Origin of the sequence: Paenibacillus terrae (genome assembly GCF_000943545.1) — a bacterium.
In the GTDB taxonomy this organism is placed as follows: Bacteria; Bacillota; Bacilli; order Paenibacillales; family Paenibacillaceae; genus Paenibacillus; species Paenibacillus terrae_A.
Window position 1 is genome coordinate 56606 of record NZ_JTHP01000028.1, and the last position, 14233, is coordinate 70838.

The 14233-nt window shown below is 46.5% G+C and carries 14 protein-coding genes and 1 other RNA gene; all 15 read left to right on the top strand.

Annotated elements, in window-relative coordinates:
• The first annotated feature begins 240 nt into the window (after nucleotides 1–240).
• The 15 genes from rpoE (at nucleotide 241) to QD47_RS14955 (ending at nucleotide 13952) form a co-directional block, all read left to right on the top strand.
• Complete coding sequence (gene rpoE / locus QD47_RS14890; RefSeq protein ID WP_044646873.1) at nucleotides 241–789, top strand: DNA-directed RNA polymerase subunit delta; 549 nt, start codon at nucleotides 241–243, stop codon at nucleotides 787–789.
• Between the two features lie 401 nt (nucleotides 790–1190).
• Complete coding sequence (locus tag QD47_RS14895; RefSeq protein ID WP_044646874.1) at nucleotides 1191–2792, top strand: CTP synthase; 1602 nt, start codon at nucleotides 1191–1193, stop codon at nucleotides 2790–2792.
• Nucleotides 2793–3005: 213 nt separating this feature from the next.
• The gene (locus tag QD47_RS14900) at nucleotides 3006–3392 is read left to right on the top strand and encodes a response regulator (RefSeq protein WP_044646875.1); all 387 of its coding nucleotides are present in this window, start codon (nucleotides 3006–3008) and stop codon (nucleotides 3390–3392) included.
• Between the two features lie 229 nt (nucleotides 3393–3621).
• Complete coding sequence (fba, locus tag QD47_RS14905; protein ID WP_044646876.1) at nucleotides 3622–4476, top strand: class II fructose-1,6-bisphosphate aldolase; 855 nt, start codon at nucleotides 3622–3624, stop codon at nucleotides 4474–4476.
• 208 nt (nucleotides 4477–4684) lie between these two features.
• Entirely contained in the window at nucleotides 4685–5938 is a 1254-nt protein-coding gene (locus QD47_RS14910; RefSeq protein WP_044646877.1) for a UDP-N-acetylglucosamine 1-carboxyvinyltransferase, read from the top strand.
• 256 nt (nucleotides 5939–6194) lie between these two features.
• A complete protein-coding gene (gene rho / locus QD47_RS14915) occupies nucleotides 6195–7529 on the top strand; it encodes a transcription termination factor Rho (RefSeq protein ID WP_044646878.1) in 1335 nt (444 codons plus the stop codon).
• A 150-nt stretch (nucleotides 7530–7679) separates the two neighbouring features.
• Nucleotides 7680–8951, top strand: a complete 1272-nt coding sequence (locus QD47_RS14920) for a radical SAM protein (protein ID WP_044646879.1) — start codon at nucleotides 7680–7682, stop codon at nucleotides 8949–8951.
• A 157-nt stretch (nucleotides 8952–9108) separates the two neighbouring features.
• On the top strand, nucleotides 9109–9306 hold the full coding sequence (gene rpmE, locus QD47_RS14925; RefSeq protein WP_044646880.1) for a 50S ribosomal protein L31: 198 nt from the start codon (nucleotides 9109–9111) through the stop codon (nucleotides 9304–9306).
• A gap of 107 nt (nucleotides 9307–9413) precedes the next feature.
• An RNA gene (gene ffs, locus QD47_RS30790) (signal recognition particle sRNA large type) lies at nucleotides 9414–9680 on the top strand.
• A gap of 161 nt (nucleotides 9681–9841) precedes the next feature.
• Nucleotides 9842–10252 (top strand): GNAT family N-acetyltransferase, encoded by a 411-nt coding sequence (locus tag QD47_RS14930; protein ID WP_044646881.1) that lies wholly within the window; start codon nucleotides 9842–9844, stop codon nucleotides 10250–10252.
• Between the two features lie 166 nt (nucleotides 10253–10418).
• Nucleotides 10419–12173, top strand: a complete 1755-nt coding sequence (dnaX, locus tag QD47_RS14935) for a DNA polymerase III subunit gamma/tau (RefSeq protein WP_044646882.1) — start codon at nucleotides 10419–10421, stop codon at nucleotides 12171–12173.
• 45 nt (nucleotides 12174–12218) lie between these two features.
• Nucleotides 12219–12530: a YbaB/EbfC family nucleoid-associated protein gene (locus QD47_RS14940; protein WP_013308226.1), complete on the top strand. Its 312-nt coding sequence runs from the start codon at nucleotides 12219–12221 to the stop codon at nucleotides 12528–12530.
• 26 nt (nucleotides 12531–12556) lie between these two features.
• Entirely contained in the window at nucleotides 12557–13156 is a 600-nt protein-coding gene (gene recR / locus QD47_RS14945; RefSeq protein WP_044646883.1) for a recombination mediator RecR, read from the top strand.
• 212 nt (nucleotides 13157–13368) lie between these two features.
• A complete protein-coding gene (locus QD47_RS14950; RefSeq protein ID WP_044646884.1) occupies nucleotides 13369–13680 on the top strand; it encodes a DUF2508 family protein in 312 nt (103 codons plus the stop codon).
• The gene (locus tag QD47_RS14955) at nucleotides 13677–13952 is read left to right on the top strand and encodes a pro-sigmaK processing inhibitor BofA family protein (protein ID WP_044646885.1); all 276 of its coding nucleotides are present in this window, start codon (nucleotides 13677–13679) and stop codon (nucleotides 13950–13952) included. The genes QD47_RS14950 and QD47_RS14955 overlap by 4 nt, the downstream gene beginning before the upstream one ends.
• The last annotated feature ends 281 nt before the right edge of the window (nucleotides 13953–14233 follow it).

A 14233-nucleotide genomic window follows, 5' to 3' on the forward strand; every position in this document is an offset into this window, starting at 1 on the left:
CTTTGGGGACTTCTCCCGGAGCGGGTACAGTCGAAAGACGGGGGGGACCCCGTCTTTTTAACGTGCGCCGCCTTGTTCAAGGCATACTACTGCAAATTGTACGGATACCCATGTTTAACTTGCAATTTGCTTCCAAATAGGTTTTACTTAGTTTTGATAATGGATATGTTAGTATTGCATGTATCGTGTATGCTCTGAAACATGTTCTTGTGAATTACGTGTGAGAGGAAGTGTCCCTAGGTGAGTACCCCACTCAACTTGAAGATTGACCCGGAGAAAGTCCACGAGACTCCAATGGTGGATTTGGCATTTATGGTATTGAAAGCGGCCAATACTCCATATTATTACCGTGACCTGATGAATGAAGTCGCCAAATTGCGCGGCATGTCCGACGAAGACATTAATGACGTTATCGCTCAGCTATATACTGAAATCAACATTGACGGGCGTTTCGCCTGTGTCGGTACGAATCTGTGGGGCTTGAAACGTTGGTATCCAGTGGATAAATCCGAAGATACTCTGACAGGCGCCAAACGTCCTCGTATCATTAATGACGAAGACGATGACGACGAAGAGGACTATCATGAGGAAGAAGAAACTTACAGCGCCGATGACGACTTCGATGCAGACAGTGAAGACGAGGATGGCGAAGAAGAGCTGTTCGACGGCGAAGATGATGATAGTGATGAAGACGTGGTTATAGACGATGAAGACCTCAGTGATGAGGAAGACACTGAAGATGAAAATGACGACGAGTCGACGGAAGAAGACGATGATTCGCTTCGTTAAGATCAGGCTGTAAGGGGAGATGTATTCTCCCCTTTTTCATGACCATTTTCTTGAAACTCCTTCTGATTTGAAGCTTTTAAGTGGATTCCCTCCAATCTTGTTCAATGGGCAAATTAACACAGATAACTTCCTTGACAGCGGATTGGACACGGGGTAAACTATTGCTTGGGCTTATGATTGATTCACTTATATGTTTGCTTTTTGTATAAAAGTGCCCCGTACTACGGGAGTGCTTTTTTGTTTTTTTATAGGGTGTTTCCACTCATGAAAGAGGGCTAAGGGCGGCGGGCATGGAAAATGATTCCGCTGCCTTCTTCATGGATGATAATCCGTGTAAACGGGTTACGATAACATCATAATGTCGCCTGAATTTTGGACTTTATTTAGGAGGGTTTTAAACAGTGACAAAGTATATTTTTGTGACAGGCGGGGTTGTGTCTTCCTTGGGCAAAGGGATTACGGCAGCTTCACTGGGAAGGCTTCTGAAGAACAGGGGACTGAAGGTAACGATTCAAAAATTTGACCCTTACCTTAATGTCGATCCGGGGACCATGAGCCCTTACCAGCACGGTGAAGTGTTTGTAACGGATGACGGTGCGGAAACGGATCTCGACTTGGGACACTATGAGCGCTTTATTGATATTAATCTGTCCAAGAACAGCAATGTCACGACAGGCAAGGTATACTCCAGCGTAATCAGTAAAGAGCGTCGCGGAGAGTATTTGGGCGGTACGGTGCAGGTTATTCCTCATATTACGAACGAAATCAAGGAGCGCGTATATCGTGCAGGCCGTGAAGCGGGTTCGGACGTAATTATCACAGAAATCGGCGGTACCGTGGGCGATATCGAGAGCTTGCCATTTTTGGAAGCGATCCGTCAGCTCAAAAGTGAGGTTGGGCGCGAGAATGTAATGTACATTCACGTAACCCTCATTCCTTATATTAAAGCTGCTGGTGAGGTTAAAACCAAACCAACTCAGCACAGTGTAAAAGAACTGCGCAGCATCGGCATTCAACCGAATGTCATTGTTTGCCGTACAGAGCATGAACTTTCCTCCGATATGAAGGCCAAAATCGCGCTGTTCTGCGATATTGATGCTAACGCAGTAGTAGAATGCCGCGATGCGTCGACTTTGTACGAGGTTCCATTGAACCTGCGTGAAGAAGGCTTGGACGAGATCGTAGTCAATCACCTCAAGCTGACAACACCTGCACCGGATATGACGGAGTGGGAAGGGCTTGTTGAACGGATCAGAAAGCTGGATAAAACGGTTGAAATCGCCATTGTTGGTAAATACGTTGCACTGCATGATGCTTATTTAAGTGTGGTTGAATCCCTTTCGCACGCCGGATTTGACGCCAATGCGGATGTGAAAATCCGTTGGGTGAACGCAGAAGAAGTAACGGACGAGAACGTAGCAGACATGCTGGGCGGCATTGGCGGTATTCTCGTACCGGGCGGCTTCGGCGATCGCGGAATTGAAGGTAAGATCAGCACCATTCGTTATGCGCGTGAACAGAAAATCCCGTTCTTTGGTATTTGCCTTGGCATGCAGGTATCTGTCATTGAGATTGCCCGTTCCCTGGCTGGTCTGGATGGAGCCAACAGCTCGGAGATCAATCCGGCTACGGATTACCCGGTCATCGACTTGCTGCCTGATCAAAAAGACATCGAAGAAATGGGCGGCACCATGCGTCTCGGATTGTATCCGTGCAAGCTGACGGAAGGCTCGCTGGCTTCGGCTTGTTACAACGATGAACTGGTATATGAAAGACACCGTCATCGGTATGAATTCAATAACGAATATCGTGAAGTTATTGAAAAAGCAGGTCTTCGCATTTCCGGTACTTCACCAGACGGACGTTTGGTGGAAATTGTGGAACTGCCTGAGCACCCATGGTTCCTGGCGGTACAATTCCATCCGGAATTCACTTCCCGTCCGAACCGTCCACAGCCGTTGTTCCGTGAATTTGTTAAGGCGGCATTGCAGCTTCAAGGCTAATGCTGCGGCCTGTAAGACCTCCTCAGGGAGGTCTTTTTTTATTCCACGCTTCCTGATTATGAAAGAATATTCCACAATTATGTATATGAGAAGGATTTTCTTTTTGCAGGAGCGAATATAGTTTAGGGTATGGGACGGATATTGTACGTCATCGGACGCTGTTATGGCAATAGCTGCATGATCCTCGTTTTAAGATCTTAGGAGGTTAAAACATTGGAAAAGAAAAAAGTGTTAATCGTCGATGACCAGAATGGAATACGAATTTTGCTGATGGAAGTGTTCGGAAGTGAGGGTTACGAGACCTTTCAGGCAGCAAACGGAAAAATTGCACTTGAAATTGTTGAAAAGGAACCGCCTGATCTGGTTCTGCTCGATATGAAAATTCCGGGTATGGACGGACTTGAAATCTTGAAGCATCTAAAGACCATGAATCCCGATATCAAGGTTATTATGATGACAGCTTATGGAGAACTGGACATGATTAAAGAGGCGACGGAGCTGGGAGCACTCATGCACTTTACCAAGCCCTTTGATATTGATGAAATGCGAATCGCCGTAAACAAGCAACTCAGGAGTGACGAAGCGAGTCACTTTGGTTGAAAACTCTGTTAACACAACAGGGTTTTTTGTTTGTGTTTATGGGAAATACTGAAAGTAAATCCTCTCCTTATACAATTCTATGAAAAAACGGCGTCCTGGGCGTGATTTTCGTATGTGTTGATGTGCAAAAGCTTGTTTAGTATTTAACTTGGGTTGTGGTATAATAAGCCCGTATGTGATGTCGGCTAAAATATAGACAAACCCAAACACCCTTAGGAGGACTGTAACCATGCCATTGGTATCTATGACAGACATGTTGAACAAAGCACTTGAAGGAAAATACGCGGTAGGTCAATACAACATTAATAACCTGGAGTGGACTCAAGCTATTCTGGGCGCTGCTGAAGAAGAAAAATCCCCGGTAATCCTGGGCGTATCTGAAGGTGCAGCACGCCATATGGGCGGTTTCTACACTGTTGTTAAAATGGTAGAAGGTCTTATTCATGACATGAAAATTACGGTTCCGGTTGCGATCCATTTGGATCACGGTTCCAGCTTTGAAAAATGTAAAGAAGCTATCGATGCTGGTTTCACATCTGTTATGATTGATGATTCCCACAGCCCGATCGACACGAACATTGCAACAACGAAAAAAGTTGTTGAATATGCACATTCCAAAGGCGTTTCCGTTGAAGCTGAAGTTGGAATGGTTGGCGGTCAAGAGGATGATGTTGTAGGTGACGTAATGTACGCGAAGCTTGACGACTGTCTGCGTATCGTTAACGAAACAGGTATCGACACATTGGCTCCTGCACTGGGTTCCGTTCACGGACCTTACAAAGGCGAGCCAAACCTCGGATTCAAAGAAATGGAAGAGATCTGCGCTGCAATCAAACTTCCACTCGTTCTGCATGGTGGTACTGGTATCCCAACGCATGATATCAAAAAAGCAATCTCGCTGGGAACTTCCAAAATCAATGTAAACACAGAGAACCAAATCGTGTTCGCGAAAGTGGTTCGTGAAGTGCTTGCTGAGAAACCGGATGCTTATGACCCACGTACATTTATCGCTCCAGGTCGTGAAGCGATTAAACAAACCGTTATCGGTAAAATCCGTGAGTTCGGTTCCAACAACCAAGCGTAAGAATAAGTTGATGTACCGTGCATCTGCATGGTTCAATGTATCTCTTGATTGTAATTGTAGTTCTGCACAGAAGATTTGAATCTGTTCAGTTGAATAGTTTGACTTGGAAAGCACACCGCTTAGCCGGTGTCTTTCCATTTTAACCACCAAAAAGTTGAAAGTTTATTATTTGACCGACTGCAAAACAAGTAGGGGGACCCTCAAGCTTATGGAAAAATTGATGATCACCGGTGGACGGCCGCTTCAAGGTACAGTTTCCATCAGCGGTGCCAAAAACAGTGCCATCGCCTTGATTCCCGCCGCCATTCTGGCAGAGTCGGAAGTCATTTTGGACAATTTGCCGCTGTTGAGTGATGTGGCGGTGTATTCCGAAATACTGGAGGAACTTGGTGCAACCGTTGCCTGGGAAGGCAGCCAGATGAGAATAGATCCATCCTCCATTAAATCCATTCCCATGCCGAATGGACCTGTTAAGAAATTACGAGCATCCTATTATATGATGGGAGCCATGCTAGGCCGCTTCAAGGAAGCGATCATCGGTTTGCCAGGAGGGTGTAATTTTGAACCTCGGCCCATTGATCAGCATATCAAAGGTTTTGAAGCACTGGGTGCTACGGTTACGAACGAGCACGGTGCTATTCATTTGCATGCCAAAGAGCTGCGCGGTACCAAGATTTATTTGGATGTCAGCAGTGTAGGAGCTACGATTAACATTATGCTGGCGGCCGCACGTGCCAAAGGCGCCACAATTATCGAAAATGCGGCTAAAGAGCCTGAGATTATAGATGTAGCAACCCTGTTAAACTCCATGGGGGCCATTATTAAGGGGGCCGGAACGGAAACGATCCGGATTGAAGGTGTGTCCGAGCTGCATGGCTGCCGTCACTCCATCATACCTGACCGCATACAAGCGGGCACATATATGATTGCTGCTGCGGCTACTCGTGGTAATGTTTTGATTGACAACGTAATTCCCAAGCATATGGAGGCTCTGACTGCAAAAATGCAGGAAATGGGTATTGGTATAGAGGAATATGACGAAAGTATTCGTGTTCTGGGTTCATCTTCATATGAGCACGTTGATGTTAAAGCCTTAGTTTACCCCGGATTCGCCACGGACTTGCAATCTCCTATGACCAGTTTGCTTACTCAGGCGCAAGGGGTTAGTGTGCTGAGTGATTTTGTTTATAGCAATCGTTTTAAACACGTCCCGGAACTTGTACGAATGGGGGCTAAAATCCGCGTGGAAGGTCGTTCGGCTATTATTGAGGGTGGCAAGCTGAATGCGGCTAAAGTCAAAGCGGCCGATCTGCGTGCTGGTGCAGCGCTTGTCATTGCCGGACTTACAGTAAGTGAAGGCGTAACCGAGGTGTCAGGTGTCGAATACATCGACCGTGGTTATGACCATCTCGTCTCCAATCTGCGTCTTTTGGGCGCGGACGTATGGCGGCAGACAGAATAACAACTTCGTACATTTTGGGACTCCCGGAACGGATGAACAATAGAATGGATAGGCTCTATGCAGCCGCTGCATGATACAAGATATAGGTCCATACCTAACAATCTTTTATCGGAATACCGGAATAATTCGGTATAATCCAAGCAGATGGCTGCATAACTTTATTTGTTTTGGTTAAAATTATGTTGATGGCGTTTATGATATCATTGTCTATCATTTAGTTTTGAATGGACTTAATAATTGAATAGGTGGTTATTATATGGATCTGCAAATTTCCGATCTGGAAGAAATGAAGCTGACCGATCTGTACAAGCTGGCCAAGCAATACCAGATCCCGTACTACGGAACGCTCAAGAAAAAAGAATTAATTTTTGCTATCCTGCGTGCACAAGCCGAGAAGAGCGGATTGATGTTTATGCAGGGGGTTCTGGAAATACTTCCTGAAGGTTACGGCTTTCTGAGGCCGATCAATTACCTCCCGAGTACCGAAGATATTTACATCTCTGCTTCACAAATCCGCAAGTTTGACTTGAGAACAGGCGATCTAGTATCCGGTAAATGCCGGACTCCGAAAGAGAATGAACGATATTTTGGATTGCTTCAAGTTAACGCTGTCAATGGAAGAAGTCCTGAACAAGCTGCTGAGCGGCTACACTTTCCTGCACTGACTCCACTGTATCCGCAAACTAAATTAGTCCTTGAAACTACCCCCAATAATTTGTCTACGAGAATAATGGATATATTGGCCCCTGTCGGACTTGGACAGCGTGGACTCATTGTGGCACCTCCCAAAGCTGGTAAAACACTTCTCCTCAAAGAAATTGCCAATAGCATTTCTACCAACAATCCCGAGATTGAGCTGTTTGTCTTGCTGATTGATGAACGTCCGGAAGAAGTGACGGACATGCAGCGTTCTGTTAAAGGTGAAGTTGTTGCTTCCACTTTTGATGAACTGCCTGAGAACCATATCAAGGTAGTGGAATTGGTTCTAGAGCGTGCCCTTCGCCTCGTAGAGCATAAAAAAGACGTGGTTATTCTGCTGGATAGCATTACTCGTCTTGCACGTGCCTACAACTTGGTTATTCCAGCATCCGGTCGTACGCTTAGTGGGGGTATTGATCCAGGGGCCTTCCACCGTCCGAAACGCTTTTTTGGTGCGGCGCGGAATGTGGAAGAGGGCGGAAGTCTTACCATTTTGGCCACAGCGCTCATTGATACAGGATCGCGGATGGATGACATTATCTATGAAGAGTTTAAAAGTACAGGCAATATGGAGCTTCATTTGGACCGCAAGCTTGCGGAACGCCGCATATTCCCGGCTATTGATATTCGTCGCTCCGGTACCCGGCGTGAGGAAATGTTGTTAGGCAAGGAAGAATTGGATACCATTTGGGCCATTCGTAAAAATATGACGGAAAGCCACGATTTTGTGGAAGGCTTCCTAAAGAAATTGCGGAACAGCAGCAATAATGCAGAGTTTTTGGCCTCGTTTGATACAACGGCACCGTCCGGCGGGTCACAAAGCACTTCAAGCACTCCGCAACGGAGAACCACGCGTTCCACCGCAGCATCGGTTCCGGCTTCAACCAACTAAAACCAGCCACATAGCTACCCTGAATAACAATGATCAGCCTATGGATAATCGTCATTTCCATGATAGGTATTTATCTGTTCCTCAAGCACGCAGCCGTCACGGTTCGATTGGTTTAAGGCGTGCGCTTGACGGAACGAAAGGAGCTCCACAATGTATTTGGTGTATGCCGACGAAAAAGGCAATGTATATGATCATGCTTCTTTGTATGGGCTTGCCCGCAGTGCGGACATGATTGTTGAAATCATGGAAGATGAGCTTATTCCGCTACCGGAAGGAGCTACGCTGGTAAGTCTGCCCAACACACGCCCGGTCGGTATGAACCCTGAATCCGGGGAAATGGTTTCCTTGCCAGGCGATATGCAGGCAGTGGGGGCTTTGTTACCTCAAGGCTTTACACGCCTGTGCCTGCCGGGGTATGTGAAGACCGATAAGGAGTATAAGCTCCCATTGTTCGGCTATTCGGCCGTGGTCTGGAAAGATGGAGCTTTTTATGTAACGGCAGAGCGGAGTGATAATCCGTCCAAATGGAATCCGGAAAACTGTGACCGCCACGAGGTAAAGCAGGGCGTGCAGCGGATGACAGAGCAGTACCCGGAAAATCGGCTGTACCAACATTTGTCCAACTGTGCATTAGGCTATGAGTGTCTTACTTCCTCGAACACGTTCCTGAATCGCTGGGAGGGTGGAGTTCCGGTATCTTATTCTTGTAATGCCGGATGCTTTGGTTGCATATCGGAACAGCCGGATGACAGTGGTTTTGTATCCCCTCAGACGAGAATGAACTTCCGCCCTCGTGTCGATGAGATTGTGGAAGTCATGTTGGAGCATTTGAAAACACCGGAGTCCATCATTAGTTTTGGCCAAGGGTGTGAAGGTGAGCCTTCTACTCAGGCCAAGTTGATTATAGATTCGATCAAAGAGGTCCGTTCCGTTACAGATATGGGATACATCAATATTAATACGAATGCAGGCTTGAACGATCATATCCGGGGAATCGTAGATGCTGGACTTGATCTGATGCGGGTCAGCACGATTAGCGCGCTGGACGACCATTACAATGCGTATTACAAGCCGCGTGGTTACACGTTAGCCAATGTGGAAAAATCACTTCGTTATGCTTCTGAGCAGGGAGTATATACGTCGATTAACTATTTGATTTTTCCGGGCGTGACAGACCGCGAGGAAGAAATCGAAGCGATGATTGAGTTTGCCAAACGCACCAAGCTCAAGCTTATTCAGATGCGCAACCTGAATATTGATCCTGAAAGCTATCTGGAGCTGATTCCACCTGCCCAGGGAGAGCTTCTTGGCATGAAGCAAATGCTTGAGATTTACCGGGAGGAACTGCCTGATGTCGTTATCGGGTCTTACACCCACGTACCGCCTCAAGGGCTGGCGCGTCCCAAATTTGCCAAGACCTAAAATAGTCAATATCAAGTTGAACTACACCTGTTTTACGCCATTTTTGGATACACAAAAGAGTTGTTGAAACGCTCATATTCAGGTGCTATAATGTGAACGTGTGTTCATATAACTCTGGGCCGATAGGACGCTCAGGGCGGAAAGAGGTGAAAGTTCAATGCAACAAGCTATTCAACCGAAATTTAACGTAACTAATGTCACTTGTGCTTGCGGAAATACGTTCGAAACCGGTTCTGTGAAAGGTTCTCTGCGCGTGGAGATTTGCTCCGCTTGCCACCCATTCTTCACAGGGAAGCAGAAATTCCTTGATGTTGGCGGCCGTGTGGATCGTTTCAAGAAGAAATACGGTATCTAATCGATTACCGCAGGTTATAAAGTTATTAGAGCCTTCTGCTATTGCAGAGGGCTCTTTTTGTTGTGGATGTTTGCTTTTTGTGCTGCCTTGAGATATACTTATTTTCACCGTGCTAGATGGGGAGGCAGCGGTGCCCTGTAACTCGCAATCCGCTATAGCGAGGTTGAATTCCTGTTAGAGGTGTTGTTGATGTGAGGCTGGTCCCTGCGCACAATGTTGACGGTTGGGTCCTCCGCAATGAGTACTTGTGAACCTGGTCAGGTCCGGAAGGAAGCAGCCATAAGCAAGAGCACTCTTGTGCCGGAGGGTAGCCTAGCCCGAGTTGCTGTTCAGGATTGCCGCTCGGATCACAACGATCAATAACAGGTGCACGGTTTATATTTAGAGAATTAGAACATCTTGGCAGTCATTGCGAAGATGTTTTTTTGCGTTTGGCGATGTTTAATTACATTCATGTTTTTCCTCCTGAACTAACTGGCGTGGAGATTTACAAATGATGGATTAGTTGTTAATGTGACATAAAGGGGGAATAAAGATGAGAATTGTTTTTGCAACTGATTCAGACTATGGATACATACGAGACTGTGACCATCATATTTCAGAGAGTTTAATACAGGTGAAAATAAAGGGAAATGAAATATACATACTGCGGAACCAAGATGAAAGTAATATCGGATGGATGAGGTATGGATACTTTTGGGACAACACACCTTTCCTGAATATGATTTGGGTCGATGAACAATATCGAGACAAGGGTGTAGGTAAGCAAGTTGTCCTCTTTTGGGAAGATCAAATGAAGCAAAAGGGCTTCAAATTGGTTATGACATCTACTCTGGCAAATGAAAAGGCTCAGCACTTCTATAGAAAATTAGGATATCGGGACGCAGGGTGTTTATTACTCGAAAATGAGCCGTTGGAAATAATTCTGACCAAAAAATTATTTTAAATCATTTATTATCCACTTAAAAAGGATTAGTTTGACCGCTTTTCATAAGGCGGTTTTCTTTTGCTCTTAAATTGAAAGGTGTCCGGTTTAGATTCGGACGGGAGTATAGTATAATGAAGTGAACATTAATGTTCATGAAAGTGAATGGGAAAGAGGGTAACGCGCATTGGAACATATAGCGTTGTACCGTGCTTGGCGGCCTCAGTCGTTCAAGGACATGGTAGGACAACAGCATATTATCCAGACATTGCAGAATGCCATCCGCGAAAATCGAACGTCCCATGCCTACCTGTTCAGCGGTCCGCGAGGAACGGGTAAGACGAGTGCGGCCAAAATTTTGGCCAAGGCAATTAACTGTGAGCATGGACCGGCGCCGGAACCTTGCAACGAATGCGAAGCCTGTAAACGGATCACGGCCGGAGCGGTCATGGATGTACAGGAGATTGATGCAGCCTCCAACCGGGGCGTTGAAGAGATTCGTGATTTGCGCGATAAAGTCAAATATGCGCCGACGGAAGTACGGCACAAGGTTTATATCATTGATGAAGTGCACATGCTGACGACGGAAGCGTTCAATGCGTTGCTTAAGACGCTGGAAGAACCGCCGCCACACGTGATGTTCATATTGGCTACCACAGAACCGCACCGGATTCCGGCGACGATCATTTCGCGTTGTCAGCGTTTTGACTTTCGGCGGGTATCGCTGGAGGAGCAGACGGAGCGGCTTGACCTCATATGTCGACAGGAGAACATAGAGGCTGATGCGGACGCATTACAGTACATTGCGCGTCTGTCAGATGGTGGAATGCGGGATGCACTTAGCGTTCTGGATCAAATATCTTCGTTTACAGACAGTCGGGTTACTTATCAGCAGGTGCTGGATATGACGGGAGGTATTGCGTCTGAACAATTCGGCAAGCTTGCCTTGGCATTGCTGAAAGAAGATGTCGGCACAGTACTGCAAATGATTGAGAACTTTATGCAAGAAGGTAAAAGTGCAGATAAATGCATGGAAAATCTGCTGTACTATTTCAGAGATCTGCTTATGATTAAGATGGTACCGCAGGCAACTAAAATGACAGAGCGCGTGCTGGAGCCAGAGCAGTTCAAGGAAGTGGCAGAAGCTTTTACCAAGGAGCAGCTTTTTAGCATGATCGACACGCTTAATCGCTATCAGAGCGAGATGAAGTATGCCGTTCAGCCGCAAACCTTGTTTGAGGTGGCTCTATTGAAGCTGTGCAGCATTCCTGGGGCAGCTGGAGCTACTGCTCAGTCGACTTCGCAGCATTCCGGCGCTGCCACTGCCAATCAGGAGGATGTGGCTGTTTTGAAGCGTCAGCTTGCCGAGCTGGAGAAGAAGCTGGAACGCGCGTTGCAAGGAGGATTGGCTGCCGGGGCAGGGCAGGATGCATCGTCGGGGAACCGTCAGGCTCCCGGTGGGCGCGCTCCCGCTCCGCGGATTTCTGCGCCAGTCAAGCTTCCTTCGCAGCTAGATCGCTATATCGCCGAGAAGTCGGGAGAGGCATTTGCGGCAGCGGGGCGTAAGTGGAGCCAAATTTTGCAGGGAGTCAAAGAAGCGAAAGTCACAGTTCATGCATGGTTTATGGACGGCGAGCCAGTGTCTGTATTAGAGGATAGCGTGCTCGTGGCGTTTAAGAACAACATTCACCGTGAAACTACTGAAAAGCCTGCCAACAAGCAGGTCATTGAGAAGGTTCTGCACGAACAGTTGGGCCATCCCTATCGTCTGGTGACGATGATGCAAAAGGATTGGAATGCTGCGATTGAAGGAGTTCCCGACCAGCCTGCCGAAGAATTCCAACTGGAGCAGGAGCATGACGCGCTGGGAAAGTCCAAGGAGCCCTGGATTGATGAAGCTATTGAACTTTTCGGGGAAGATCTGGTAGTTATAAAGGATTAAAATCAAAGTGTCTGGATGTATACTTCATTAAAGGAGATGATTGAAATGAACAATATGAACCAAATGATGAAGCAAGTGAAAAAAATGCAGGAGCAAATGCTGAAAGCCCAGGAGGAGCTTGGCGGAAAAGTAATTGAAGGTACTTCCGGCGGCGGTGTTGTGACTGTAGAGGTAAACGGACATAAAAAAGTGCTTTCCATCACAATCAAACCGGAGGCTGTAGATCCTGATGATGTGGAAATGCTGCAAGATCTCGTGTTGACTGCTGTCAACGATGCTTTGTCCAAAGCAGATGAACTGGCTAATGATGATATGGGTAAATTTACAGGCGGGATGAAAATTCCAGGCCTGTTCTAGACTGCGCATAAAGGAGAAGCACACTATTGTATTATCCGGAGCCGATTGCAAAGCTGATTGATGCATTTACGCGCCTGCCGGGGGTGGGGCCTAAGACGGCCGCCCGGTTGGCTTTTCACGTTCTGAAAATGAAGGAAGACGATGTGATTGATTTTGCCAAAGCACTGGTCAATGTGAAACGCAATCTTCACTTCTGTTCCGTCTGTGGCAATATTACGGACACGGACCCTTGTCGGATCTGTCAGGATAAGACGAGGGATGCTTCCGTCATTTGTGTTGTTCAGGATTCCAAGGATCTGGTAGCTATGGAGCGCACCAAGGAGTTTAACGGCTTTTATCATGTGCTTCATGGGGCGATCTCTCCTATGGAGGGAATTGGCCCTGAGGATATCAAGCTCAAGGAATTATTGAACAGGCTCAGTGATGAACGCATCAAAGAGCTGATATTGGCTACGAATCCGAACATTGAAGGAGAAGCGACGGCCATGTACATTTCCAGGCTGGTGCGTCCTTTTGGAATCAAGGTTACTCGTATTGCTCACGGATTGCCGGTAGGCGGGGATTTGGAGTATGCCGATGAGGTTACGCTGTCCAAAGCGCTGGAAGGCCGTAGAGAGCTGAACTAATAAGTACAACTATACGTTATAGATATTTTTAGTGCCGATAAATCTTATGGATTTTCTCGACAATCTGGGAGCCTTTATGGCTCCTTTTTATTTTGTGATGATATGACTGGTATAGATGGTTCCTGTTCTAAGTTTGTCCTCTGTTAAATAAGTATGAATAAGGTAGTCTTACAGACTGTGCACATAATTCAGCTTGTGAGGAGGATGAATGGATGTGGGAACGGGTGAAGCAAAATTTTCGTCGACAGGAGCACGGCAAATCGGAAGCAGAGCATCGTCAGGAGTTGTTTGCCCAGATTCGGGCTTCGCATGCGGAATGGCTAAGAGCGCATCGGTTATTTCATGAAGCTACAGGCGAGGACGAAATCGACTATGCCATTTTTGTTCTGGAAGCTGCGGAGCGTAAATATCAGATACATTTAAAATGTGCCAAAAAGCAAGGGTTGCATCGTTTCCACCTGCCTGCAGATGAACCGGGGTATGCCAATGACGCAGGCCGTGTTCATAAACGGAGAGCCGAATGAGAGGTGCTGTCTGGCTTGTTCTGATTGCTTGCGTTGTGGTACTGTCATTTCTAATCCTCAAAAAACGTCTGGGTATCGGCTGGCTTACTGTGTTTGGGGCGCATATGGCTCTGGTGGCAATTGCGCTGTATGTCATTAATTATTCGGGGTGGATCACGCAGGTGTATATCCCTATCAATCCGGTGACGATGGGGGCCGTAACGGTTTTGGGATTGCCTGGAATTGCAGTTTTACTGGGATTGAAAATGATATTGTTTGGACAGGCTATGTGAGTGTATATAGAGTTTAATCAAGGAACAAGGATTGTTTAATATGCGGAGCTTTTTGGCAAGGGCAAGTGAAAAGTGCTTTTGTTTTAAAATATAGTTGACGGGGAATTCGATTATATGATACATTAATTCTCGGCCCTTAAAGCCCGGGAATTTTTTTTGAGAATAACGCTGAAATGAAATTGAAAATTAATTTTAAAAAAGTGTTGACTTAAATCCCGAATGTATGTTATATTAATCAAGTCGCCGCTGAGATGCGGTGGTGAAACAAAGCAAGAGAATAT